The 25537-nt window shown below is 75.1% G+C and carries 22 protein-coding genes and 1 riboswitch; of the genes, 11 read left to right on the top strand and 11 right to left on the bottom strand.

Going from position 1 to position 25537, the window contains the following annotated elements; genetic code table 11:
* Positions 1-34 precede the first annotated feature (34 nt).
* Positions 35-547, bottom strand: a complete 513-nt coding sequence (locus AC1WTP_RS23875) for a hypothetical protein (protein WP_481651499.1) — start codon at positions 545-547, stop codon at positions 35-37.
* 9 nt (positions 548-556) lie between these two features.
* The gene (locus AC1WTP_RS23870; protein WP_481651498.1) at positions 557-2689 is read right to left on the bottom strand and encodes a heavy metal translocating P-type ATPase; all 2133 of its coding nucleotides are present in this window, start codon (positions 2687-2689) and stop codon (positions 557-559) included.
* A 325-nt stretch (positions 2690-3014) separates the two neighbouring features.
* Between AC1WTP_RS23870 and AC1WTP_RS23865 the strand changes: the two genes are divergently transcribed.
* Together AC1WTP_RS23865 and AC1WTP_RS23860 are read left to right on the top strand one after the other, a co-directional pair.
* Positions 3015-4373 (top strand): YibE/F family protein, encoded by a 1359-nt coding sequence (locus AC1WTP_RS23865; protein ID WP_481651497.1) that lies wholly within the window; start codon positions 3015-3017, stop codon positions 4371-4373.
* 166 nt (positions 4374-4539) lie between these two features.
* A riboswitch (cyclic di-AMP (ydaO/yuaA leader) is annotated at positions 4540-4670 on the top strand.
* Between the two features lie 4 nt (positions 4671-4674).
* Positions 4675-5691, top strand: a complete 1017-nt coding sequence (locus tag AC1WTP_RS23860) for a coiled-coil domain-containing protein (protein WP_481651496.1) — start codon at positions 4675-4677, stop codon at positions 5689-5691.
* A 242-nt stretch (positions 5692-5933) separates the two neighbouring features.
* On the opposite strand, the gene AC1WTP_RS23855 is transcribed toward AC1WTP_RS23860, so the two are convergent.
* A complete protein-coding gene (locus AC1WTP_RS23855) occupies positions 5934-6641 on the bottom strand; it encodes a carbonic anhydrase (protein ID WP_481651495.1) in 708 nt (235 codons plus the stop codon).
* Positions 6642-6948: 307 nt separating this feature from the next.
* Here AC1WTP_RS23855 and AC1WTP_RS23850 point away from each other — a divergent pair, with 307 nt between their 5' ends.
* Both AC1WTP_RS23850 and mycP read left to right on the top strand, forming a co-directional pair.
* On the top strand, positions 6949-7287 hold the full coding sequence (locus AC1WTP_RS23850; RefSeq protein WP_481651494.1) for a helix-turn-helix transcriptional regulator: 339 nt from the start codon (positions 6949-6951) through the stop codon (positions 7285-7287).
* A gap of 127 nt (positions 7288-7414) precedes the next feature.
* The gene (gene mycP, locus AC1WTP_RS23845; RefSeq protein ID WP_481651493.1) at positions 7415-8662 is read left to right on the top strand and encodes a type VII secretion-associated serine protease mycosin; all 1248 of its coding nucleotides are present in this window, start codon (positions 7415-7417) and stop codon (positions 8660-8662) included.
* Between the two features lie 189 nt (positions 8663-8851).
* Here mycP and AC1WTP_RS23840 read toward each other — a convergent pair whose 3' ends face one another.
* From AC1WTP_RS23840 to eccCa, 7 genes are all read right to left on the bottom strand, one after another.
* Complete coding sequence (locus AC1WTP_RS23840) at positions 8852-10156, bottom strand: WXG100 family type VII secretion target (protein WP_481651492.1); 1305 nt, start codon at positions 10154-10156, stop codon at positions 8852-8854.
* Between the two features lie 16 nt (positions 10157-10172).
* Positions 10173-10727 carry a hypothetical protein gene (locus tag AC1WTP_RS23835; RefSeq protein ID WP_481651491.1) on the bottom strand — a complete coding sequence of 185 codons (555 nt, stop codon included), beginning with the start codon at positions 10725-10727 and terminating at the stop codon, positions 10173-10175.
* Positions 10728-10760: 33 nt separating this feature from the next.
* Complete coding sequence (locus tag AC1WTP_RS23830; protein ID WP_481651490.1) at positions 10761-12359, bottom strand: S8 family serine peptidase; 1599 nt, start codon at positions 12357-12359, stop codon at positions 10761-10763.
* An 82-nt stretch (positions 12360-12441) separates the two neighbouring features.
* Positions 12442-12720, bottom strand: coding sequence for a WXG100 family type VII secretion target (locus AC1WTP_RS23825; protein ID WP_250796035.1), 279 nt, complete (start codon positions 12718-12720; stop codon positions 12442-12444).
* 28 nt (positions 12721-12748) lie between these two features.
* Positions 12749-13057, bottom strand: coding sequence for a WXG100 family type VII secretion target (locus tag AC1WTP_RS23820; RefSeq protein ID WP_447136465.1), 309 nt, complete (start codon positions 13055-13057; stop codon positions 12749-12751).
* A 179-nt stretch (positions 13058-13236) separates the two neighbouring features.
* Positions 13237-13488: a hypothetical protein gene (locus AC1WTP_RS23815; protein ID WP_481651489.1), complete on the bottom strand. Its 252-nt coding sequence runs from the start codon at positions 13486-13488 to the stop codon at positions 13237-13239.
* Positions 13489-13538: 50 nt separating this feature from the next.
* Positions 13539-17501: a type VII secretion protein EccCa gene (gene eccCa / locus AC1WTP_RS23810; protein WP_481651488.1), complete on the bottom strand. Its 3963-nt coding sequence runs from the start codon at positions 17499-17501 to the stop codon at positions 13539-13541.
* A 168-nt stretch (positions 17502-17669) separates the two neighbouring features.
* Here eccCa and eccD point away from each other — a divergent pair, with 168 nt between their 5' ends.
* Entirely contained in the window at positions 17670-19067 is a 1398-nt protein-coding gene (gene eccD / locus AC1WTP_RS23805) for a type VII secretion integral membrane protein EccD (RefSeq protein ID WP_481651487.1), read from the top strand.
* Positions 19068-19107: 40 nt separating this feature from the next.
* Here the strand turns inward: eccD and AC1WTP_RS23800 are convergent, their stop codons facing one another.
* Entirely contained in the window at positions 19108-20286 is a 1179-nt protein-coding gene (locus tag AC1WTP_RS23800) for a type VII secretion protein EccE (protein WP_481651486.1), read from the bottom strand.
* Between the two features lie 152 nt (positions 20287-20438).
* On the opposite strand from AC1WTP_RS23800, the gene eccB reads away from it, so the two are divergent.
* The 6 genes from eccB to AC1WTP_RS23770 all read left to right on the top strand — a co-directional run bounded on the left by eccB (position 20439) and on the right by AC1WTP_RS23770 (position 25515).
* Positions 20439-21914: a type VII secretion protein EccB gene (gene eccB, locus AC1WTP_RS23795; RefSeq protein ID WP_481651485.1), complete on the top strand. Its 1476-nt coding sequence runs from the start codon at positions 20439-20441 to the stop codon at positions 21912-21914.
* A gap of 98 nt (positions 21915-22012) precedes the next feature.
* Positions 22013-22381 carry a hypothetical protein gene (locus tag AC1WTP_RS23790; protein ID WP_481651484.1) on the top strand — a complete coding sequence of 123 codons (369 nt, stop codon included), beginning with the start codon at positions 22013-22015 and terminating at the stop codon, positions 22379-22381.
* Positions 22374-23612, top strand: coding sequence for a WXG100 family type VII secretion target (locus AC1WTP_RS23785; RefSeq protein WP_481651483.1), 1239 nt, complete (start codon positions 22374-22376; stop codon positions 23610-23612). Before AC1WTP_RS23790 ends, AC1WTP_RS23785 begins: the two co-directional genes overlap by 8 nt.
* 160 nt (positions 23613-23772) lie before the next feature.
* A complete protein-coding gene (locus AC1WTP_RS23780) occupies positions 23773-24150 on the top strand; it encodes a hypothetical protein (RefSeq protein ID WP_481651482.1) in 378 nt (125 codons plus the stop codon).
* Positions 24151-24311: 161 nt separating this feature from the next.
* Complete coding sequence (locus AC1WTP_RS23775; protein ID WP_481651481.1) at positions 24312-25112, top strand: hypothetical protein; 801 nt, start codon at positions 24312-24314, stop codon at positions 25110-25112.
* Positions 25113-25173: 61 nt separating this feature from the next.
* Complete coding sequence (locus AC1WTP_RS23770; protein WP_481651480.1) at positions 25174-25515, top strand: YkvA family protein; 342 nt, start codon at positions 25174-25176, stop codon at positions 25513-25515.
* Positions 25516-25537 lie beyond the last annotated feature (22 nt).

The raw sequence follows: 25537 nt of genomic DNA, 5'->3' as shown, positions 1-25537 counted from the left end.
GGCGCGGAGCAGCCCTCTTCCGCGCCGGGTCGTCCTAACTGCGCAGCACCGCGACCGTGGCGAGCCGCAGACCGACCGGCCGCGGCGGTGGGGCCCGGGACGCCGCCGCGGACCGGCGCACCGGCCGGATGTCGACCCCCGGGACCCGCGCCGACGCCAGCAGCAGCACGGCGACCAGCACCGACACCCCGAGCGCGCCGAGCACGGCCAGACAGACGCCCCACCCGGGCAGTTCACCGCCCCCGGACCCGCCCGAGGGCAGCACCCGCCCGGTCGGGCAGCCGTCCGGACAGCCGCCGGAGCCGAGGGCCGGAACGACGACCGCGGCCGCCGCGGTGGCGAGGTGCGCGGCGACCGCGCTGACGCCGTCAACGACGACCCCACCATGGTGGTCGGCGAGGGACGAGCCGTGGCCGGCGACGGAGGAGCCGTGGCCGGCGTGCACTCCGTGGCCCAGGGTGTGCATGGCGGCCAGCCCGAACAACGTGCTGAACAGCAGCAGCAGCCGGGCCCACTGCCCGGCCGACACCGCCCGCGCCGTTCGCACGCTTCCACGCTAGCCGGCCCCCCGGTCCGCCGGGCCGGCCCTGGCCGGTTCGTCGGCGGGTCGGACCGGCTCCACGGGGCCGAGCCGTACCCGGCGCAGCAGTTGGGCGTTGAGCGCCACCACGATGGTGGACGCGGACATCAGCACCGCCGCGAGCGCCGGGCTCAGCGCCAGCCCCGCCCAGGCCAGCACTCCGGCGGCCAGCGGCAGCGCGACCACGTTGTAGCCGGCCGCCCAGCCCAGGTTCTGCAGCATCTTCCGGTACGACGCGCGGGAGAGCCGGATCACGCCGGTGACCCCCCGCGGGTCGGACGAGGCGAGCACCACCCCGGCCGACTCGATCGCCACGTCGGTGCCCGCGCCGATCGCGATGCCGACGTCGGCCCGGGCCAGCGCCGGCGCGTCGTTCACCCCGTCACCGACCATCGCCACCGTCAGCCCGCGCCGCTGCAACTCGGTGACCTTGCCGTCCTTGTCGGCCGGGAGCACCTCGGCGAAGACCTCGTCGACGCCGGGGGTGAAGCCGAGGTCGGCGGCGACCGCCTCGGCGACCGGCCGGGCGTCCCCGGTGATCATCGCGATCGTCCGGACGCCCTGGGCACGCAGTTCGGTGATCGCCTCCCGCGCCTCGGGGCGCACCTCGTCGGTGAGGGCGAGCGCACCCAGGGCGGTGTCCGGCAGCCGGACCAGGTACAGCACCGCGGCGCCCCGCTCCGACCACCGGTCGGTCGCCGCCACCAGCCCGTCCGGAAGCCGTACGCCCAGCTCCCGCAGCAGCGCGGGCCCGCCCACGGCGTACTCCCGGCCGGCGACGGTGGCCTGGACGCCACGGCCCGGCAGCGAGCGGAACCCGGTGGCGGGGGCCGGGCCGCCGCGCGCACCGGCCGCGGCGACGATCGCCCGGGCCAGCGGGTGCTCGCTGTCGGACTCCACCCCGGCCGCGACCCGCACCAGTTCGTCCGCGTCGGCGGACGGCGTCGCCGCCAGGTCGGTGACCACGTGTTCGCCCCGGGTCAGTGTTCCGGTCTTGTCGAACAGCACCGCGTCGACGGTGCGCATCCGCTCCAGCGCGAGCCGGTCCTTGACCAGGATGCCGGACCGCGCGGCCAGCGCGGTGGAGAGCGCGATCACCAGCGGGATGGCCAGGCCCAGCGCGTGCGGGCAGGCGATCACCAGCACGGTGACGGTACGGACCACCGCCTCGTCCCGGTCGCCGAGCACGGTCCAGACCAGCACGGTGACCGCGGCGGTGGCGGTGGCGACGTAGAACAGCCCGGCGGCGAACCGGTCGGCCAGCACCTGGGCCCGCCCGCTGGACTGCTGGGCCTGGGCGACCATGCGCTGGATGCCGGCGAGCGTGGTCTCCTCGCCGAGCGCCTCGACCCGGACCCGGATCGCCGAGTCGGTGGCCACCGTGCCGGCCACCACCCGGTCGCCGGCCGACCGCGGCACCGGTCGGGACTCCCCGGTGATCATCGACTCGTCCAGTTCGGCGGCGCCGTCGACCACCCGCCCGTCCGCCGGCACCCGGCCGCCGGGCCGGACCAGCACCACGTCGCCGACCCGCAGCTCGGCCACCGCGATCCGCTCCACCCGGCCGTCCCCGGCGACCCGTTCGGCGTCGTCGGGCAGCAGGGCGGCCAGCGCGGCGAGCGCGCCACGCGCCTGCCCGATCGCCTTCATCTCCTGCCAGTGCCCGAGCAGCATGATGGTGACCAGAGCGGCCAGTTCCCACCAGAAGTCCAGGTCGAAGGCGCCCACGCTGGTGGCCAGCGAGGCGACGTAGGCGACCGTGATCGCCATGGCGACCAGCAGCATCATCCCTGGCGCCCGGTCGCGCACCTCCCGCACCGCGCCGGCCAGGAACGGCCAGCCGCCCCACCAGAAGACCACCGAGCCGAGCACCGGCCCCACCCAGGACCGGCCGGGGAACTCCAGCGAGTAACCGAACCAGTCCATCACCATGTGGCTGGTCGCCACCACCGGCAGGGTGAGCAGCAGGCAGAGCCAGAACCGGCGGCGGAACATCTCCGGGTCGTGCCCGGCGTGCTTGTCGTGCCCGCCGTTCCCGCCGTGCCCGCCGTGCCCATCGTGCTCGCCGTGCGCCGCGCCTTCCCGGCGGGACGGGGTGTGCTCAGCCATGCCTCCAACATCCCCGAACGGAGACGCCCGCGCGGGCCAACCGCCGGGTGAGGTGCCCGACACCAGCCCACGCGACCTGCGTCCGGATACCGGGATGGTTACGATTCGGCACGATGGCCCTCCGGATCTCGCACCATTCGTCCCGCGCCCACCGGGCACCGGCGCCGCCGGCGGCCCGTGGACGGCCGGCCAGCGGGTCGACGGTACGTGGTCGCGTCGCCACCCTCGGGCGAACCCGCCCGCGATCCGGGCCGGCCCGCCGGCGCCACTGAACCGACCGGCCCGCCGACACGTACCCTGCCCCGGATTCGTTGGGAGACACTCAATGGGCGCCGACCACACCCGTCCCGCTCCGTCCGCCCCGCCCCGGGTGCGGCGGATCCTCGTCGCGGCCGTGGTCCCGCTCGTCCTCGCCACCGTGGTCGCCGCCCTGCTGCTCTGGCCCCGCGACACCCCCGGGGCCGACCAGGGCACCGACCCGCCCCGCCACCACGGCACCGTCACCCGGGTGGTGACCGAGGCCTGCCCGCCGGCACCGGAGGCGCCCGATCCGGCGGCGGGCCCGTGCGGCACGGTCACCGTCAAGGTGGCCGACGGCCCGGACGCCGGCCGGGAGGTGCAGACGCCGGTGCCGACCGGGCCCGGAGCCCCGACTGTCGCGGTGGGTGACGAGATTATCCTGGTCGAGCTGACCGACCCGGCCGACCCGACCGCGAGCAGCTACAACATCGCCGAGCACCAGCGGGGCAAGCCGCTGGTCTGGCTGGTCGTGCTCTTCGCCGCCGCCATCGTCGCGTTCGGCCGGTGGCGCGGGCTCGCCGCGCTGGCCGGCCTGGCGGCCAGCTTCGCCATCCTGCTCGCCTTCGTGCTGCCCGGGATCAGCTCCGGCCGGTCGCCCCTGCTGGTGGCGATCGTCGGCGCCGCGTTGATCATGTTCGTGGTGCTGTACCTGACGCACGGGGTGACCGCGCAGACCTCGGTGGCGGTGCTCGGCACGCTCGGCAGCCTGGTGCTCACCGGAGTGCTCGGCACCCTCGCCACCGCCGCCACCCATCTCACCGGGTACGGCTCCGAGGACGCGACCACGCTGTCGATGTTCCAGGCCGACGTCGACCTGCACGGGCTGCTGCTGGCCGGGATCATCATCGGCTCGCTCGGCGTGCTCGACGACGTCACGGTGACCCAGGCGGCGACGGTCACCGAACTGGCGCACGCCAACCCCGGCCTGTCCCGGCTCCAGCTCTACCGCGCGGCGACCCGGGTCGGCCGGGCGCACATCGCCTCGACGGTCAACACCATCGTGCTGGCGTACGCCGGCGCCTCGTTGCCGCTGCTGCTCCTGCTCACCGCGGACTCCCGGTCGGTGACCCAGATCCTGACCAGCGAGTTCCTGGCCCAGGAGATCGTCCGCAGCGCCGTCGCCACGCTCGGGTTGATCGCCGCCGTGCCGCTGACCACCGCGCTCGCCGCGCTGGTGACCACGGCCGGCCGCGCCAAGCGCCCCGCCGGCGACGAGGACGGCGACGGCGACGGCGAGCCGTCGGGCACCCCTCCGGTTTCCCGGCCGGCCACGGACCGGGCCGACGCGCTGCGGGCGCTCGCCGCGCCGCGCGCCGGAAACACCTCCTCCGCCACCCCCACCGGGTGGCCCGATCCGGACAGGAGCACGGACACCGCATGGTGAGACTCCGCAGCGTGACCGTCCAGACCGGTGAGCTTGATAAACGCATCACCTGTCACCCTCCGCCATTACGAAATAACGCATTTAGTCGGCTTCGGGACGTAGATCCACCGGTGGACTCTCGGGTAACCTCGCTGCCGGTCACCGCCGAAGGCGCGCAGCGGCGCCTGCGGTGCCGCCGCCCAATCGCCGCGAGGCGAGCCGGGGACCCAGGTACGTGGGGTGAGTCCGCGACAGCGGTAGGGGCCACTTCCGCCCCGAACCCGTCAGCTAACCCGGTCGGCGGTCGACGGAAGGGAACACTGTGACGGCACCCCTACGCCGCTGGGTGACTCCTGTGGTGGCCGTGTTCGCGGCCCTGGCCGTGCTCGCCGGGCCGCTCCCGGCCTCGGCCGCACCCAAGCCCCCCACCCCCTCAGGGCACGAGGACGACGACTCGAAGCTGATCACGGACGTCATCGAGTCGACCAACCGGAACTACTCGCAGGCGAAGTCCCGGCTGGCGAAGTCCAAGAAGCGTCAACTGGAACTCGCGCTGGAGGTCAACCGGGCGGAGGCCGAGCTGAACGCGCTCGCCCCGCAGGTCAGCCAGATCGCCGCCCAGTCGTACCGGACAGGTCGGATCGGCGCCGTGGCCATGCTGCTGGAGGCCGACAGCCCCGACTCGTTCGTCGAGCGGGCCACCGCCCTGGACGAGCTGAACATGGTCAATGCCAAGCGGCTCGCCAAGATCAACGCCGTCAAGAACCGCGCCGAGCAGGCGAAGTTGGCGCTCGAAGCCGAGATCCGCGAGCAGCAGAAGCAGACCAACCTGATGGCCAAGAACAAGCGGGACGCGGAGAAGGCGCTGGCGCTGGTCGGCGGGCTGGGCTTCACCGGCGGCCTGGTGTCGGCCACCTCGCCGGTCGCCCGGGTCGCCCCCGGCCGCACCGCCGACGGCGACTGGAAGGCCGAGTCCTGTAGCGAGAACGACCCGACCACCTCCGGCTGCATCACGCCGCGGACGCTGCACATGTACAAGGAGGTCAAGCGGGCCGGCTTCAACCGGTTTGTCGGCTGCTACCGCCCCGGTGGGCCCTGGGAGCACCCCAAGGGCCGGGCCTGCGACTGGTCGTTGCAGCGCAGCGGCTTCGCCCCCTGGCACAACAAGGACACCCGGATGTACGGCAACAACCTCGCCGCGTTCCTGATCCGCAACGCGGACCGGCTGGGCATCTACTACGTGATCTGGAACCGGCAGATCTGGTTCCCGGCGACCGGCTGGAAGTCGTACAGCGGGCCGTCGAACCACACCGACCACGTCCACGTCTCGCTGCTGTAGCGACATCCGCGCCGGCGCGACACGAGGGCCGTTCCCCGGGCGGGACGGCCCTCGCGCCGTCTTCGGCGGTGCCGCCGCAGTGGCGGTCAGGCGACGGTCGCGGGGGTGGCGGTCAGGCGACGGTCGCGGGGGTGGCGGTCAGGCGACGGTCGCGGGGGTGGCGGTCAGGCGACGGTCGCGGGGGTGGCGGTCAGGCGACGGTCGCGGGGGTGGCGGTCAGGCGACGGTCGCGGGGGTGGCGGTCAGGCGACGGCCGCGGCCGGGTCCACCACGGGGTCGGCCAGGTCGCCGGGCACCGCGGCCACCGTCCGCACCTCGCCGGCGGCCAGCCGGTACGACATCCCGACCACCGCGCAGCGCCCGGCGGCCACCTCTGCAGCCAGCACGGGCGAGCTGTCCAGCATCGCCTCGACGGTGCACGCGATGTGGATGTCCACGATCCCGTCGACGTCGGCCACGCCCTCGGCCTCGGCCCGGCGCAGGCTGGGCATGACGGCGTCCACCACCGCCCGCAGGTGACCGGCCGGCGGCGCGTTCGTCTCCACCGCCGCCTTCGCCGCCTGCACCGCGCCGCACGAGTCGTGCCCGAGCACCACCACCAGCGGCGTGCCGAGGACGGTCACCGCGTACTCGACGCTGCCGAGCACCTCGGGGCCGGTGGTGTGCCCGGCGGTCCGGACCACGAAGAGGTCGCCGAGGCCCCGGTCGAAGATGATCTCGGCGGCCAGCCGGGAGTCGGAGCAGCCCACGATCACCGCGAAGGGATGCTGCCCGTCGGCGACCGCGGCGCGGTGCCCGGCGTCCTGGTTGGGATGGCGCGGGACGCCGGTGACGAACCTCCGGTTGCCGGCGGACAACTCGGCGAGCGCCTGTGCCGGCGTGCTCGGCACCGCCGCCGCCGACTCGCGCGACGAGCCCGGCTGCACACCGGGCGAACCGGGACGGCTCATCCCCTCACCTCGTCCTTCGACGTAAGCGACCTGGTCAACCCCGGCCGGAGGTCGGGCGCGGGCTGCCACCACGGTCACACCGAGCGCAAAGGTACGTCAAGATATGCGTGATATGCATTTCATGTATCACCGAACGCTTGCCCGCCCCGGCCGGCCTGCTCCATCGACGCCGCCCGACCCTGGCGACGCCCCCGATCGCGGGTGCCGCCCCGGGGCGGCGGGGTCCACGGCGGCGTGCCGGCCCGCCGGTGTGCGGCCGGTCGGTGGGGACGAGGCGAGACGGAATTTCGGCGCGGCGGGCCATACCATGGCGGGCATGGCGATGACGAGTGGCGAGAACGGGAACACCCGGAACTGGACGTTCCTCACCAACCACGGGCACGTGCTCCTCGCCATCGCCCGCAACCCCACCGCCCGGCTGCGTGACGTCGCCGACGAGGTGGGCGTCACCGAGCGGGCCGCCCAGGCGATCGTGGCCGACCTGGAGGCGGGCGGCTACCTGCGGCGCACCCGGGTGGGCCGGCGCAACGAGTACACCCTCAACCCGGCCGGGCGGTTCCGCCACCCGGCCGAGGCCGATCGCCAGGTCGGCGACCTGCTGGCGGTCTTCACCGAGGATCGGGTGACCGGCGGTGACCGCGGTTGACCCCCTCCTGACCGGCACGGCCGGTCGCCGGCGCGGCTCGGGTGCCGGCGCTCCTGCGCGACCGGCTGCCGGGCATCCGGGTGCTCCCGTCACCGCACGGCGGGCGGCGCGGCGGTAGTCTCAGCGCGTGCGCGAGAGCTTCCGACCGGATGGGACAGCGCCGGTCCGCCGTACCGGGCGCGGGGTCCGCGCGATCCTCTGTGGAGTGGCCGCGATCCTGCTCGGCACCGTGGTCGTACCACCCGCCCCGGCGGCCGCGGCGCCGCGTTGCGGCCCCGCCGGGCAGGCCGCCCCCGCCCAGGCTCCCTGGCCGCTGCGCCGGCTGGAGCCGTCGGCGGCCTGGCGCCTCTCCCGGGGCGCCGGCGTCACGGTCGCGGTGATCGACTCGGGGGTCTCGGCGATCCACCCCGTCCTCAAGGGACAGGTCCGCGCCGGCCGTGACTTCAACGGGCTGCAGCAGCAGCAGGGCCAGTGCGACCAGGCCGGGCACGGCACGATCGTGGCCGGCATCATCGCCGGCCGGGACGGCACCGGGCAGCCGTTCAGCGGCATCGCGCCGCAGGCCCGGATCCTCCCGGTGCGGGTGCTGCCGGACACCCGGCGCACCAACGACGAGGCCCTGCCCGGTCAGATCGCCCAGGCGATCCGGTGGGCGGTGGACACCGGCGCCGACGTCATCAACCTGTCCCTGGTGACCCTGCCCCGGCCCGAGCTCGCCCAGGCCATCGAGTACGCGCTGGAGAAGCGGGTGGTCGTGGTGGCCGCCGCCGGCAACCGGCAGGAGCAGCAGCAGGACCAGCCGGCCTACCCGGCCGCCTATCCCGGGGTCATCGCGGTGGCCGGGGTGGACGAGCAGGGCGGCCACGTGGGCAGCTCGGTGAGCGGCGACTACGTCGACATCGCCGCCCCCGGGCTGAACATCGTCGGCCCGGCGCCGGGTGGCGAGGGCTGGCTCGCCGAGCCGCAGGGTGGCACCAGCTTCGCCGCCGCGTACGTCTCGGGGGTGGCCGCGCTGGTCCGGGCCGCCTATCCCGACCTGGGCCCGGAGCAGGTCGCCGAGCGGCTGACCCGCACCGCGGACAGCCCGCCGGAAGGCCACAACGCCCAGGTGGGGTACGGCGTGGTCAACCCGTACCGGGCGGTGGCGAGCCTGCTCGGCACCCGGAGCAACCCGCCGGCCGGCGCGCTGCCGGCGCCCCCGCCCACCGACGACCCGCTCGGCTGGCAGCGCACCGTGGCGATCTGGGTCGCCGCGGTCGGGGCGCTGCTGGCCACGGTGCTGCTCGCGGTGAAGCCGATCCTGGTCCGCGGCCGGCGGCGGGGCTGGCGCCCGGGCCGGCGGCCCACCGGCGCCGACCCGGCCGCGACCGCCTGACCGCTCGGCACCCCGACCGGCAACCCGTCGTTCGCCCGGGCGCGGCGTCACCGGCTGGCCGCTGCACCGAGCGGCACCGCGAACCGGCCGCCCGGCCACCGGAACGACCCAGGGTCGGACCGGCGCGCCGGGCGGAAAGCCGAGCGCCGCCCAGCCGCCGGGTGGCGGTGGACGGCGCTCGGGCTGAGGTCAGCGCAGCACGCCGGGCGCGCCGTCGCCGTCCGCACCCCAGACGTCCTCGTCCTCTTCCAGCCAGGAGTTGCGCGGAGCCTCCTCCTCGCCGTAACCGGCCCCGCCGGCGCCGCCCATTCCGGCGACCCCGGCACCGCGGACGCCCGCGCCGCGCGCCCCCGCACCGGCGGCGCCGGCACGACCGCCGCCGCGCCCGCCACCGGCCGTACCGCCGCCCATGGCGGGCGCCATCCCGAGGCCGCCGCCCAGCTTGCCACCGGCACCGAGCCGCCCACCGCGGCCACCGCCGCGGCCGGCGCCGGCCGCGCCGCCACCCATCATCGGCGGCATGCCGGCGGTGACCGGCCGGCCGAGCGCGCCGCCGCCGGGGATCATTCCGCCGCCGCCCAGGCCGGCACCGCCGCCACCGCCCCCGCCGAGGCCGGACGTGCCGGGCAGGCCACCACCACCGAGGCCGCCGCCCAGGCCGGGCGTCGTCGCGGTGCCCGCGCCGGCCAGACCGCTGCCGTAGTCGTCGGCGAGGCTGCCCGAGCCCGGGTAGCCGCCGGCGCCCGAGCCGTAGCCGCCGGAGAGGTCCGGGTGCGCGCCCGAGCCGATGCCGGGGGAACCGGTGTCGGGCATCCCGCCGGCGTTCAACGACGGCGAGCCGCCGAGACCACCGGTCGACGGGGAGCCGCCGATGCCCGGCACACTGCCGGTGCTGCCCGCCCCGGGGCCACCACCGAGATCCGGCGTCTTCACGTCCGGGTTGGTGAGCTCCGGCGGGGTGGCCCGACCCGGGGTGCCGGAGTCGATGGTGGAGTATTCCCCGCTGACCTGGTTGTAGACCTGGGCCGCTTCCTCGGACCTGTCGTTGATCCAGTCGGCGAGCGCGCTGATCGGGTCGAGCCAGCCGAGGAAGTCCGGCTTCACCTTCATCTCGAAGAAGCCGGCGCTGATCACCAGCCGCCCGTTGCGGGCCTCCAGCACGTCGTTGACGCAGGTGGCCGGGATCGGGAACTCGCGCTGCGCGGCGGTGAGCTTGTCCGCCGCGTCGTTCAGCGACCGGACGATGCCGTTGTGGTTCTCGGCGTCCTCGACCAGCTGACCGGCCTGCTTCGCGATCCCGGTGATGTGCGTCTTGAAGGCCTCGTACGCCGGGCCCTTCCACACCTCGCCGAGATCCTTGACGTTGGTCTCCAGGCTCTCCTTGACGTTGTTGACGTTCTTCAGCAGCTGTTCCCAGCCGAGCGCGGCACTGGCCACGTCACCCGGCCGACCGTCGATGACGATCTGCTGACACATCTCTTCCCAGCTCGGCACCGGTCACCCTCCCCGTCTACGACTTGCCCCGGTTGCTGGAGGCGCTGCTGAAGGCACGCTCCATCTCGGCGGCCGACATCGCGTTCGCGTCCTCGGCCGTCTCGTAGTTCTCCTTGACCTTGCGCAGTGCGTTCGCCGCCTTGTAGAGGTTCTCCGCGAGCGTGCGGATGCCCTCCTGCGTGGTGGTGAAGAGGCTGCTGTGCTTCCGTGCCAGGTCGCCGGCGCGGTCGAAGCTGCCGAGCGGGTTCTTGCCGCCCGGGACCGCGCCGCCGCCGGCGGCCACGCCGCCCATCTTGTCGGAGATCTCCACCATCTTGTACGACTGCTTGTTCAAGAAGTCGCCGGTGGACTCGAGCCACTCGATGGCCTTGTCCAGGCTGGAGGCGTCCCACTCGGTCTTGGCGCCGGCATCACCGGCCCCCGGAACCAGGCCGGACGGCACCTGAGCCCGGTTGACGTTCTCCATCGTGAAGCCGCTCACCCCCACGGTGGGCGCGATGGTCGGCATGATCGGCACAGTCGGTGTGTCGACCCTCAACTCGTCCGGCTGGCCGGTCCTGTCCTCCGTCATCGGTTCCTCCCCGTCGCCGACTGACAATCTGTCCTACTGCTGGTGTCCGCCCGGTGCGGGGGGCGGTGGTACCGCCGGAGCCCCGCCCGGCGGCGGTGGACCGGCCGGGGCCGGACCCGGCGGTGGCCAGGCGGCGTTGCCGGGCTGCGGCGGGTGACCGCCGGGCAGCGGGCCGCCCGGCGGCGGAGCATAGGCACCGGGCCCCGGTACGCCCGGCGGCGGAGCGTAGGCACCGGGCGTCGGCACGCCCTGCGGCGGGACGTGCGGGCCACCGGGGTGTGCCGGGCCGGACGCGGGCGCGCCGAACGGCGGAGCCCCGGGCCCGCCGGGCGGCGGCGGAAAACCGGGCCCGCCGGGCGGCGGCGGAAAGCTGGGTGCGCCGAGCGGCGGCGGAAAGCCGGGCGCGCCGGACCGCGGCCCGCCCGGAGCGACCGGTGGGCGGCGGCGGGACCGGCGCACCAGGACGATCACCACGATCAGCACGACCAGTGGCACGGCCACGCAGAGCACCACCTGGATGATCGCCCCGGTCCTGTTAGTCGTGCCGATGGTGACCGCCGGGCCGTCGTCCTCCTCGGCCGTGCCGGCCGGCCCGGGTGCCGACGCGCCGGGCGCGGCGCCCGCCTCGGACAGCAGCGGGTGCGCCGTGACCGGCGGCACCGAACGGGTCAGCGCGCCGACCGGGTCGACCGCGCCGAAGCCGTACCGGTCGTCGCGGCCGGTGGGACCCTCGTCCCGGGCGGTACGGAGGAGCCGGTTCACCACGTTGGCGGCGTCGAGGTCGGGGTATCTGGCCCGCACCAGGGCCACCACGCCGGCCACGATCGCGGAGGATTCACTGGTACCGCTACCGACGCTGTAGCCGTTGGAGGAGACCGACGTCGGCCGGGGAGTGATGATCTCCTCCATCGGCGCGGCCAGCACGGCCCGGGAACCGCTCGCGCTGCCGGTGAAGAAGTCGCCGTTCCTGGCCAGCCCGGTCACGGCGATGACGCCCGGAATGTTCGCCGGGTGAGCGATGTCCGCGTCGCCCTGCTTGCGGTTGCCGGCCGCGGCGACCAGCACGACGTTCTTGTCGAGGGCGTACCGGACGGCGGCCCGCTCCTCGGGGTCGGGCACGCCGGGACCGCCGAACGACATGTTGATCACATCGGCGCCGTTGTCGGCGGCCCACCGGATCGCCTCCGCCACCTCCGCGTTGGTCTGGTCGGCGCCGAGCGAGACCGGCAGGATCTTCGCCTCCGGGGCGATGCCGAGCTGCCGCATGGCGCCGCCGCCCCGACCGGCGATCAACCCGGCCATCCCCGTGCCGTGGGCGATCTCGTCGTCGCTGCCCCGGCCGTCGGCGGTGGCGTCGCCGCCGATCCCGCGCCCGGGCAGGACCTGACCGCGCAGGTCGGGCACGTTCGGGTCGACGCCGGAGTCGATGACGGCGACGGTCACGCCCCGGCCCTTGGTGATCTTGTGAGCCTGCGGGATCTTCAGCGTGTCGAGGTACCACTGCAGACCGCGTACGGTGTCGGCGGCGCGCGCCGGGGCGGGCGTGGCGAGCGCCCCCGAGCCGACCACCGCGGCCAGTGCCAACGCGGCGGCGGACCGCCACCGCGGGCGGAGACGAGTCTCCGTGTTCATCGCTCTCCCAGGACCTCGACGGCTGACAACGCGGCGCGGCTCCGGCCCGGTCGAGCCGGACCGGAGCCGCGTCGGTGGTCGATCAGCCCCACACCTTGGCGTTGCTCATCTCGGTGCTGACGTAGTTCTCGCGGGCGATGCCCACCGCGCCACCGATGTCGTTCAGGATCTTGTTGATGTCCCGCACGGCGGCGTCCCACTGCGCCTGGTGCTGCTCGTAGGCGGCGCGGTCCTGGCCGTCCCACTGCAGCTTGCTCAGCATCGAACGCAGCGTGTCCAGCTTCTCGTCGATGGTCCGCGAGATGGCCAGCATCTGCTGGTTGCTGCTCTCGAGGACCGCGTAGTCGACCTTGATGCTCATGAGTTCCTCCCCTGCTCGTCTCGGCGGATCACGGGTTGAGTGCAGAGTGGAACTTGTCCAGCATCTGCTGCTGCTCTTCGTCGTTGACCTGGTGCGTCGTACCCGACTTGTCGAGCAGGTCGGCGATGTTGTCCATCGCCGTCAGCAGCTTGGCCGTGTCCTCGTTCCAGCGCTGCATGAGCTGCTGGAAGCCCGTGGACGCCTGGCCCTTCCAGGCGATGGCCAGGTCGTCGACCACGTTCCACAGCTTCTTCAGCTCGCCGTCGACCTCGCTGCGCGTGGACCGCACGTCACTCGCGGCGGTATGCAGAGTCGCTGCTTCGACCTCGAACGCCATGCTTCACACCCTTCCGTCTCCTTGTGGCGGCGGATCTGCCGCGCCCTCCCCCGCGGCAAGGCAAACACCCCACCGACGGACACTCCTCTGAAGACCGTAGCGGACCGCATCCAGCGAGCGCAGCCCTGTCTCGCCCACTGTGACGGCATCGCGACCGGCCCGGAAACCGGGCGAGCCGATCACGAAGAGCGTGAATACGATCGCCCGTGCAGGACCAGCCCGACGAGGAAGGTGACGGCGAGCAGCACGACCAGGCCCCACCGCACCGGGCTGGCGCCGGCCGTGGCGGCGAGCGCCGCGACGGCGCTGAGGACGACGATCTCCATGGCCCGCTTCGCCCCCGGCGCGCCGCTGAACTGCGCGACCAGCCCGAGGACGAGGAAGACGGGAATGGTCGCGAGCGCGTACCCAAAGGACCAGAACTCCCACACGCGACCAACCCACCTCTCACTCGACCCGGTCACGGCCGGTGGACGCCGGATCAGGCCGGCTCCGACCAGGCGGTCTGGATCAGCTGCTGGCCGTCGCGGCGGCGCACCAGGGTGCCCCGGCCCGGCGGCTGCGGGCTCGGCCGCAGGGTGCCGAAGACGGCGCCCTCCTCCCGGTTGCCGGACATCAGCAGGCCGGGCGAGTCCAGCTCGCGCAGGCGTTGCAGCACCGGCTCGTAGAGCGCCCGGGCGACGCCACCGACCCGCCGCGTGATGATCAGGTGCAGGCCGATGTCGCGGGCCTGGGGCAGCAGTTCGTGCAGCGCGCTGAGCGGGTTGCTGCCGCCCGAGGCGACCAGGTCGTAGTCGTCGACCAGGATGTAGAGGTCCGGCCCCTTCCACCAGCTGCGGTCCCGCAACTGGGCGGTGGTGACGTCCGGCCCGGGCAGCCGGTTGGACAGGGCGCTGCGGATCGAGCCAAGCCCCTGCGCGAACGCCTGGTTGGACGGGGCGTAGTCGAGCAGGTGGTCGCCCTCCACGGCGCCGAGCAGCCCGCGCCGGTAGTCGGCGATCACCAGCCGGGCCTGGGCCGGGGTGTACCGCTCGGTGATGCCCCGGGCGATCAGCCGCAGCAGGTTCGTCTTGCCGCACTCGGCGTCGCCGAAGACCGTCAGGTGCGGCTCGTTGGCCAGGTCGAGGTAGACCGGCGCGAGCGCCGACTCGTTGACGCCGATCGGCAGGCCGGGCGCCGAACGGTCGACGACCCGGGCCAGGTCGGCGACCGGCAGCTTGCGCGGCAGCAGCCGCACCTTCGGCGCCGGGCGGCCGGGCCAGTTGGCCGCCACGTGCCCGGCCAGGGCCGCCGAGGCCTCGGTGAGGTCGTCGATGTCCCGGCGCCCGTCGATCCGCGAGATGGCGGCGAGGAAGTGCAGCTTGTCGCGGGTCAGGCCGCGCCCCGGGGTCTTCTCCGGGACGTTCGCCGCCGCCCGGCGGTCGATCTCCGACTCGGCCGCGTCGCCGAGCCGCAGCTCCAGCTTGGTGCCGAGCAGGTCGCGCATGTTGATCCGGATCTCCGCCCACCGCACGGCGGTGACCACCACGTGTACGCCGAAACCGAGCCCCCGGTTGGCCAGGTTGGTGATGGTCTGCTCCAGCTCCTCGTACTCCTGGCGCAGCGTGTTCCAGCCGTCCACCACGAGGAAGACGTCGCCGAACGGGTCGTCGGCGAACTCGCCGGCCGCCCGGCGCCGGCGGTAGCTGGCCACCGAGTCGATGCCGTGCTGGGCGAACCGCGCCTCGCGGTCGTCGATGACGGCCACCACCTCGGCCACCGTACGGCGCACCGCCTCGGTGTCCCGCCGGCCGGCCACTCCCGAGACGTGCGGCAGCCCCTCCAGGCTGCGCAGCGCCCCGCCGCCGAAGTCGAGGCAGAAGAACTGCACCTCGCGCGGGGTGTGGGTGAGCGCCAGCGAGGCGAGCATCGAGCGCAGCATGGTGCTCTTGCCGCTCAGCGAGGCGCCGACGATCACCACGTTGCCGCCGGCGCCGGCCAGCTCGACCATCATCGGGTCGCGGCGCTGCTCGTACGGCCGGTCGACCACGCCGACCGGCACGGTGAGCCGGCCCCGGCCGGGCCAGGACGCGGTGCACAACCCGTAGGTCGGGTCCGCGCTCAGCGGCGGGAGCAACTCGCCCAGGCTCGGCGGTTCGGCCAGCGGCGGCAGCCACACCTGGTGCGCCGGGCGGCCCCGCCCCTTGAGCCGCTCGATCAGCACGTCGAGCATGGCCACGGCCTTGCCGTCGGCCGGCTGCTCCGGCTCCGGCGTGGTCTCCACCGGCACCTGCGGCTGCCGCACCGGCACGAAGTTCACCCCGTACGGCACGATCCGGCGCTGCACCATCGCCTGCGACGCCGACGCCTGCTCACCCGGCGCCCGGTAGGGCCCCGACACGTACGCGGCGCGGAACCGGAGCATGGTGCTGGTGTCGGTCTTCAGGTAGCCGTGGCCCGGGGCGCTGGGCAGCTCGTACGCGTCCGGCACGCCGAGCACGATCCGGCTCTCCACCGCCGAGAAGGTGCGCAGACCGATCCGGTACGACAGGTGGGTGTCCAGCCCGCGCAGCTTGCCCTCCTCGAGGCGCTGGCTGGCCAGCAGCAGGTGCACGCCGAGCGACCGGCCCAGCCGGCCGATCATCACGAAGAGGTCGATGAAGTCGGGCTTGGCGGCCAGCAGCTCGCTGAACTCGTCGCAGATGATCAGCAGGCTGGGCATCGGGTCCAGCGGCTCGCCGGCCGCCCGGGCCTTCTCGTAGTCGAAGCGGGAGACGTAGTTGCCGGCCGCCCGCAGCACCTCCTGCCGGCGGTTCATCTCGCCGGCGAGCGCGTCCCGCATCCGGTCGACCAGCGGCAGCTCGTCGGCCAGGTTGGTGATCACCGCGCTGGTGTGCGGCAGCGCCTCCAGCGAGGCGAAGGTGGCGCCACCCTTGAAGTCGACCAGGACGAAGTTGAGCTCCTCGGAGGAGTGCGTCACGGCCAGCGCGGCGACCACCGTACGCAGCAGCTCGCTCTTGCCGGAACCGGTCGCGCCGATGACCAGGCCGTGTGGACCCATGCCCTCGTGCGCGGACTCCTTGAAGTCCAGCTCGACCACGTTGCCGTCCGGCCCGAGGCCGAGCGGGATGCGCAGCCGGTCCCGGTGGCCGCGGGGCCGCCAGGTCTGCTGCACGTCGACCGCGGCGGCGTCGCCGACGCCGAGCAGGTCGGGCAGCTCCATGCTGCGCGACAGCGGCTCCTCGCTGCTGGTCTGCTGCTGGGAGAGCCGGAAGGGGGCGATCTGCCGGGCCAGCCCCTCGGCGGCGGCGGCGCCGAGCCGGTCGGGGCGGCCGAGCCGCGAGGTGGACGCGCCGCGGACCAGGTCGAGCGAGCTGCCGTCACCCGCGTCGAGGCAGAGCAGCCAGCGGCCGGCGTCCCGTGGCACGGTCCCGGAGAGGTCGACGACGGTGGCGCCGAGCAGCCCCGGCCCCATCAGCTGGCAGGTTGGCGAGACCTCTCCGCCGTCGATCACCACCACCACGTGCGGCATGGTGGTCAGCGGCTTCGCCTCCGGGGCGAACCGGGGCCGGCCGGCCAGCTCGCCGGCGAGCGCCTCCTCCGCCTCGGCGAGGTGGGCGAAGACCAGCCGGCGGGCGCCGGCGGCGTCGGTGCGGGAGCCGTGCTGGGTGTGCGGCAGCCACTTCACCCAGTCCCAGGCGGCCTGCCGGTCCACCGCGGCGACCACCGCGATGACCAGGTCGTCCGGGGCGTGGAAGGTGGCCAGCTGGCCGAGCGCGGCCCGGGCCAGGTCGAGCACCGGCTCCCGCTCGCCGCGCAGCACCACCCGGCTGAACGCGCGCACCGACAGCGCGGTCGGCAGGTCCGGCACGGTCGAGTGCGCGCGGACGAAGCGCCGCAACGCGATCGCGCTCATCGGCTCCAGGTCCTCGACCGGCTTGGTGTCCGGCGGCACGATCTCCACCGCGAGACGCTGCGGGCCGGTGGCGATCCGGGTCTCGCCGAAGTCGTCCTCGGTGATCCGGCGCTCCCAGAGCCGGCGGGACGCGGCGATCGACCAGAGCGCGTCCGGCTCGGGGTGGCGCCAGGTCATCGCTGCCCGCTGCTGCTCGGCCGCGCGCCGGGTCCGCTTGCGCATCTGGGCCAGGTAGCGCATGTAGTCGCGCCGGTCGGCGTTCAGCTCGGCCTTGTCGTTGTTGCCGTGGCTGAGCGAGCCGATCGCCATGCCGAGCATCGACACGCCGAAGAGCCCGCCGGCGACGTACGTCATCATGCCGCCGCCCCGGCCGGCGTAGAGGAACGCCATCGCGCCCACGCCGCAGACCATCGGCAGGATCATCAGCAGCTGCCCCATGCCGCGGGGGGTCGGCTCCGGAAGCTCCGGAGGGGACTCCAGCAGCAGCTCACCCCGCGGTAGGGCTGGTCCCGGCTGACGCGGGAGCCGGCGGAACACCACCGTGCTCACGGCTGTCTCCTCCCCAGAAGCGGCCCTGACGAAGCACCTGCCAACGACGGGAGTCGTCGGGTGGGCATCGTACGTGCCCGCCATCGTAGGTAATCTCCCGTGGGCGTCAGGGACCCACGGGGCGACGTGCCGGCCGGGGTCATCGTAGAAGAGCGCGAGGAGGCCACTGTGGCGACGAAGACGGCGACCGGTGGCCTGAGCCGGATCACCATCGTGGCCCCCCGCACCCGGATGGACCTCGCGCTCCCCTCCGACGTGCCGTTGGCCGACCTGCTGCCCACGCTGCTGCGCTACGGCGGCGAGGACCTGGCCGACGAGGGCGTGCGGCACGGCGGGTGGAGCCTGGCCCGGCTCGGCGGGCAGCCGCTCGACGGCGGCCGCACCCCCGCGCAGCTCGGCATCCGCGACGGCGAGGTGCTCTACTTCAACCCGCGCGCCGCCGCCGCGCCGGAGATCGTCTTCGACGACGTGGTGGACGCGGTGGCCACCGCCACCAACCAGCGCCCGGGCGCCTGGCAGGTCGGCACCACGCGGTCGTTCGCGGTGCTGTTCGCCGCGGCGGCGCTCGGGGCGGGCGCGCTGGCCGCGCTCTTCGTCGGGCCGCCGCAACTGCCCGGCGCGCTGGCCGCGCTGCTGGTCGCGGTGGCGCTGCTGGTCACCGCCGCGGTGCTGTCCCGGGCGGCGGGCGACAGCGGCACCGGCGCGGTGCTGGGGGTGGTGGGCCTCGGTCACGCGGCCGTCGGCGGCCTGCTGCTGCTCGCCGGCGACCGGCGACTGTCCGAACTGGCCGCTCCGCACGTGCTGCTGGCCGCCACCGCGGTGGTGGTCTGCGCCGCGGTGGCGGTGCTGGCGGTCGGCGACCGGCTGCCGCTCTTCTTCGGCGCGGTCGGGGTCGGCGCCGCGGTCGGCTTCGGGGCGCTGCTCTGCCTCGCCTTCGGCATCGGCGCGCCGGCCGCCGCGGCGGTGGTCGCCGCGGTCGCGTTCGGCGCGGTGCCGGCGCTGCCGATGTTCGCCTATCGGCTGGCCCGGCTGCCCGTCCCGTCCATTCCCACCGGCCCGGACGACCTGAAGACCGATGCCGAGTCGGTGGACGGCCGCCGGGTGCTCCAGCTCAGCGAGCGGGCCGACGCGTTCCTGACCGGTCTGTTGTGGACGGTGTCGCTGCTGGTGCTCGGCGCCCAGGTGGTGCTCGCCCTCGACGGCCGGCTGTCGGCGGTGCTGCTCTGCCTCGTGCTGGCGCTGCTGTCGCTGCTCCGGGCCCGGCCGTTCCTCGGCCGCGCCCAGCGCGTCCCGGTGCTGGTCACCGGCACCGCCGGGCTCGGCCTGGCCGCCGCCGCCGCGTTCGCCGGCGGCTCGCTGGCGGTCCGCCTCGGGCTGGTCCTCGGCGGGCTGCTGCTGGCGGCCGTGGTAAGCCTGATCTACGGGCTGACCGTGGCCGGCAAGCGGATCTCGCCGGTCTGGGGCCGGCTGCTGGACATCGTCGAGATCATGCTGATCATCGCGCTGGTCCCGCTGGCCGTCTGGGTGCTCGGCCTCTACGGCTGGATCGTCAACCTCCGCCCCTGACCCGATCCGGCGCACCCACCGGAAATCGTCCGGAGTGGGGTCAGCGGGTGGCCGGAGCGGTGGTGACGGTGCGGGCGACCGGGGCGGTGGCGTAGACGCCGGGGCCGTGCTGGCCGTCCACCGGGCGACCCGGCGCGCCGCACCGGCGGGCGACGTCCCGCACCACCTTGACCAGCGCCTCGACGTGGTCGTCCAGCGCCGCGACGCGGAGCAGCGGCACGGTGCGCCCGCCCGGCAGCACCGCGGCGGCCAGCGTGTGCGACGGCGCGGAGGTCGCGGTCACCGCGTCCACCAGCGCACCGAACGGGGTGCCGGCCCGGGCCCGCAGGGCGAGGCAGCGCTGCGTCCAGCCACCGCCACGCAACCCGGTCCAGGTCTCGGCGGGCGGCGCCGGGGCGAGGTCCAGCCCGGCGGCCGAGACCACCGCCGCCCGCAGTTCGTCGCGACCGAGCGCGCGGTGGGCCAGCCCGGCGGCGGTCAGCGCCTTGCCGAGCCGGCCGATGCCGGCCGCCAGGGTGCGGTGCACACCGGGCATCCCGCCGCCCCGGCTGACCGTCTCCACCCGGGCGTCCGGCACGGAGAGCCGCAGCGCCACCCAGACCGTGCGGTGGGCCGCCGGCGGGGCGCCCGGCGCCGGGTACCAGACCAGGGTGTGCGACACCACCTGGGCGAGACTGACCGGCCCGGTGAAGTCGGCGAGCACCCGCAGCGCCCGGTCCACCACCGACGCCTCCGCCGAACCGGCGGGCGCGCCGGGGCGGCCCTGCACCGCCACCGCCGCGAACCAACCCTGCCCGTCCTGCCCGATGCCGAGCCGGGTGCCGCGGTCCGTGAGTTCGATCACACTCAATTCGGGAGCGAGCACGGCCAGCCGCGGGTCGGCGCCGCCGTCCGCCGCCACCGTGCTGCGGGCCTGCTCCCGGCGGCGCCGCAGCCGGCGCCGCAGCAACAGGTCCTCGTACCACCAGCGGCCGCCCCGGCGGGCGAAGGCGGCGACCACGACCAGCACGGCCACGGCGGCCACCGTGCCGGCCAGCCAGCCGGGCCCGCCCAGCGCCGCCCAGACGGCCAGCGCGCAGAGTTCCACCAGCACGAGCTGCCCGACGACGACCGGGCCGATCCGTCCGCGTTCGCGCCGGTCGGCCGGGGTGACCGGCCGCTCCGCGACGCCGGACGGGTCCGTGGCCGTACGGCCGGGTGGCGCCTGAACCTGCGTCATCGGTGGCAGTCCCTTCTGGACGGTGGGGCATCCCGTCGCGACCGGGGCGCGGGCGCTGGTCCCGGTGACCCGTCGACGGCCCCTTATCGTAGGGAAGCCCGCGACACGACTCGGACCTGATCGTCGCGGACCCACCCCGCCGGAGGTAAGTCATGCGGACCCGCCGCGATCAGGTGCAGGCGTACCGCTTCGTCACCCGCCGGATCGTCTCGGCGTTGCTGTCGGGCGACCCCGAGACCAGCAACCTGCCCATGCGGCGGCTCGGCATGGCGGTCTTCGGCAGCGTGATCGCCGCGGCGGTGGTGCTCGGCGGCGCCGGCGCGTACGGGCAGCTCACCGGCAACACCGCGCCGCTGGAGCCGAACACCCTGGTGATCGAGCGGGAGACCGGCGCGACGTACGTCTACCTCGACGACGGGCAACTGCACCCGACGCTCAACTACGCCTCGGCCCGGCTGATCCTCAACGAGGCGGACCCGCCGGTCCGGACGATGTCCCAGGCGTCGATCCGGGACCGGTCGCGCGGACGTACCGTCGGCATCGTCGGCGCCCCGGACGCGCTGCCCGACCGCAAGTCGCTGACCGGTCTGCCCTGGTCGGTCTGCGACGTCCCCGATCCGGCCGGCCCCCGCCGGTCCAGCACCCGGGTGGTGATCGACCGGCCGCTCGCCGGCGGCGTGCCGCTGGGCGACCGCGCGGTCCTGGTGTCGGTCGACGACCAGCGACACCTGCTCACCAACGACCTCCGGCTCCAGGTGGTGGGGGGCGACCCGGCGATCGCCGCGCTGCGGATGGCCGGCGCGCCCACGCTCACCGTCGGCCACCAGCTGCTCAACGCGGTCCCGGCGGGTCCCGCGCTGCGGGAGCCGGCCATCGACGGCGAGGACGAGAGCAGCGACGTCGCCGTCGGCGACGCTCCGGCCCGGATCGGGCAGGTCTTCCGGGCCGCCGGCCGGCACTACGTGCTCACCCGCGACGGCCTGGCCTCGATCGGCGAGCTCAGCGCGCTGTTGCTGCTGCGCGACGGCGGCACGGTCACCGACATCACCCCGGACCAGGCCGGCCGGCTCCTCAGCGAGCAGCGGGTGGAGGAGAACGGGATGCCGCAGACGCTGCCCGCCCTGTACCCGGTCCGCCCGGGTCAGACGGTGCTCTGCGCGACCTACCGGGCGGGGGCGGGCGGTGGGCCGCCCACCACCACGCTGGAGGTCTTCGACCGGGCCCCGGCCGAGCTGACCGCGGCGGCGAGCGCGGCCGGGCCGCTGCCGGTCCGGCAGAGCGCCCGCGACACGGTGCGTACGGCCGACGCCGTGCTGCTCGCCGGCGGCAAGGGCGTGCTGGTCCAGGCGACGACGGGCGCCGGGGAGAGCGGTACGGCCGCACCCGGCTCGACGGTCTACCTGATCAGCGCCCAGGGCGTCCGCTACCCGCTGGGCACCCGGTCGGGCGACGCGATGACCGCCCTGGGCTACGGGGGTGTCACCCCGCTGGCGGTGCCCTCGTCGCTGCTGGCGCTGATCCCCACCGGGCCCACCCTGGAGCGGGGGGACGCACTGTCCATTTTCGAGCCCGCCGCGGCGGTGCCGGCCGGGCCGGCGGCGTCCGGGTCACCGGCCGCCGGCGGGTAGGCCGGTCCACGGCGCGAACAGCGGGTCGCCCGGCTCGCGGCCGTCGACTAACCTGAGCATCGGCAACGGTTATCGACCAGACGTACGGGGATGCTGCCATGACCGGGCGCACGACAGTCGACCTGATGTCCCTGGAGGACTTCCACCAGCGGTTGGCCGGCCGGCTGACCCAGGCGGAAACGGTGCTGAAGAAGCTCAACACCGAGATGCAGTGCCGGCCCCCGGCGCTGGGCACCTTCACCGACGCCACCAGCAACGCCCGCAGGTACTCCGACATCCACCTGTCCTATGTGGAGCAGGTCGGCCGGTTGCGTCGGGCCGTCGAGGCGGCGCAGAGCGCCACCGCCACCATCCTGGCCAACTACCGGACGGCCGAGGCGCGCAACGCGGCCAACGCCGCCGACATCGCCGCCGCGCTGACCGGCGTCGACGACGCGCTGAAGCGGCAGGAGGCCCCGCGTGTCTGAGTACACCGCGCGCTACCAGAGCGTCAGCCACGAGGAGCTCTACAACGGCGTGATGGCCGGCAAGCCGGGCCAGATCGACGACCTGGCCGCCCAGTGGACCTCGCTCAAGGGCATCCTCGACAACCTCGGCAAGGAGCTCGGCGGCGATCTCGACAAGCTCGCCAACACCTGGACGGGCGAGGCCGGGCAGGAGTTCCAGCGCCGGCTGAAGTTCATCGTCAGCTACTCGGACACCCTCGGCGAGGGCATGGCCGACCTCAGCCGCGCGCTGACCCTGATGGCCGACCAACTGCGCACCGCACACCAGCAGGCGGAGAGCCCGGAGGAGACCGACGACCACGACAAGGCCGCCTCCGGTGCGATGAAGGGCGCGGTCTTCGGCGTGCCGGGCGTGATCGTCGGCGGGCTGCTCGGCCACCAGCAGGACAAGGCCGAGCAGGAGAAGGCGCACCAGCGCATGGTCAACGTGGTGGCCGAGCTGGCCGCCGGCTACGACCTCTCGGCGTACGGCCGGCTGGTCCCGCCGCCGCCGCCTCCGCCGGAGACCCCGGACACCGTCAGCGGTGACTCCTCGACGCCGCGCGGCGGTCCCGGCGCGAGCACGCCGACGGCCGCACCGACCAGCACCGGCCTCAGCCCGCAGACCGGTGGCAACACCGTGGCGGGTCCCGACCGGCCCGCGCCCGGCCCGGGCGGCGGATCCGGTGGCGGCGCCTCCACCGGCGGCGCCCCGGGCACCATCGACGGCACGACCGGCACCGATCTCGGCACCTCGCTCGCCGGGGCCAACCCGCTGACCAGCGGTTCGCCGCTCGGTGGCGGGCCGGCCGTCGGCCTCGGCGGCGGCACGGCGGCGGCCTCGGCCGGCACCGGGCCGGGCCTGCTCATCGGTGGGGCGGGCGCCGGGCTGATCGGCACCGCCGCGCTGGCCGGCTCGAGCGGCGGCACCCCGACCACCTCGGTCCGGCCCACCGGCGGCACGGCGGCCGCCGAGACCAGGTCGGCCAGCGGGGTCGGGCGCAGCATGGGCGGGCGGGGCGCCGACAGCGCGGCCCGGAACGCCGCCACCGCCCGACAGGGCCGGGCGGCCAACCGGGCCGGCGTGCTGGGCGGCCGCGGGCAGCACGACGACGACACCTCGGACGACCGACTGACCTGGCTCACCGAGGACGACATGGTCTGGCAGGACGGCGCGGACGCCGCGCCGCCGGTGCTCGGCACCGATCGCTGACCGGCGCCACACCGACGACGGCCCATCCGGCGGGCGACCACCGGGCGGGCCGTCGTCGTTCCGCCGGATGGGCGGCGACCGTCCACACCGCACCCGTGGCGTCGGTCACCGTCCCCGTCGCCGTGCTGCGATCACCGGAATCGGACGATAGGTTGGTGACGTGCCGTCCGTAGCGTCCGCCCACCCGTTGTGGTCGGTCACGCTGCGCGCGCTACGGGCGATGACCCGCCTGGCGGCGACGGCGCTGGTGCTCGTCGTCGGCCTCGGCGGCGTGACCGCCGCGACCGCCACCGAGCCGGCCAGCACCGCCGCGCAGCTCCGGCCGGTCGCCGTGACGAGCCGGGTCGACGAGCTGCGTCCCGAGGCCGCGCCGACCGCGGCGGCACCGACCATCGACGCCACCACCACCACGCAGCCGGGGGCCGCCGAGCGTGCCACCCCGGTGATCGCCGACGCGGCGGGCACCGCCCGGCCCGACGGGCCGGTGGCCGGTCCCGGCCGTGGCGAGCCGGCGCGGCGCGGTCCGCCCACGGCCTGACCGTCAGCCCCGTCGCCGCGTTGGTGCCCGCCCGGCCGACGGGCTGAGGTGCGCGACGCGCCCCGGCGCACCGGCCCCCGCCGATGCCGCCCCACCGCCCGCACCCGCACGACCGGGCCCCGTGACCGTCGATCCCTCCCTGCCGCCGTGAGGTGCTGCTGATGCGAACCGTGCTCTCCGCCGTCCTACCCGACGTCCCCCGGGCCGCCGCGATCTGGTTGAGCCTGCTCGGCGTGGTGGCCGTCATCGTCACCGGCCTGCTGCTGCGACCGGGTCGCCTCCGCTCCGACGCCGGCGCCCGCATCCGGCAGGCGGCGATGCCGATCCAGCTCGAACTGGCCGAAGAGGAGCGCGAGCGGGCCCGCTACGCGGCGGAGGTCGCGGTGGCGGCCGAGCGGGCGACCGCCACCGCCCAGCGCCGCCGGGCCGAGTGGCTGGCCGCGCAGGAGGAGGTCGAGCAGGCCTGGCAGGCGTACGAGGCCGCCGAGGCGGACGTCCGACGGCTGGCGGCGGCCGCGGCCCTGCCGCTGCCCCGCACCGCCCGCACCCCCGCCGAGTACGCCGACCGCGAGCGCTTCCTGCACCGCGCCGCGCTGGACGCGTACTGGCGGCGGGAGCTGTCGGTGGATCAGCTCAGCGATGTCTTCGCCCACCGCAACGGCTGGGACCCGCGGCGGCACCCGGTCGAGCAGGAACTGGTGCTGCGCCGGGCGATCCGGGACAACCTGCTCGCCCGGCAGGAGGCGGCCCGGGAACGGGAGCAGGCCGCCTGGCGGGCCGCCGAGCTGGCCGTAGCCGCCGCGCGCAGCCTGCGGGAGGAGGCGTTCGCCGCGACCGACCGCCGTCCGGAGGAGGCCCCGTCGCTGCTGCCGCTGACCGAGGGCCCGCGCACGTCCGCGATCGAGCAGACCCGGGAGCTGCCCCCGGTCGCCCGGGGTCGGGCGGCGGCGGCCGCGTACTGAACCCGGCGCGGTTCGCTCCCCGACCGGTGCGGGGGTGGGCGGGCCGGGCTAGCGTGAGGGTATGTCCCGTGAGGCGTGGCTCATCGCGGTGGTCGTCGGCGTCCTGGTGGTCGCCATGCTCATCGGCGCCGTGTGGCTGGCCGTCCGGGTGGTCCGGGCCCGGCGGCTGCTCGGCGATCTCGGCGGGGGCGGCAAGGTCGCCTTCTACGGCGCGCTGGTCTACGCCATCTTCCCGGTGGACCTGCTCCCCGACCCGATCTACCTCGACGACATGGGCGTGCTGGCCGGCGCGTTGATCTACCTCACCCGGCTGGCCGCCAAGCGCCGGGCGGCGACCCGGCCGCTGCCCGGCCAGCCCGGCACCCCGCCCGGTCCCGGCCGGGTCCGTCGCCCCGTCTCCTGAGCCGCGCCCGGCGCCGCATGTC

The organism is Micromonospora sp. R311, from assembly GCF_056780015.1.
The sequence above is the reverse complement of the archived record's forward strand: the minus strand, read 5'-3'. Positions and strand labels throughout refer to the sequence as shown.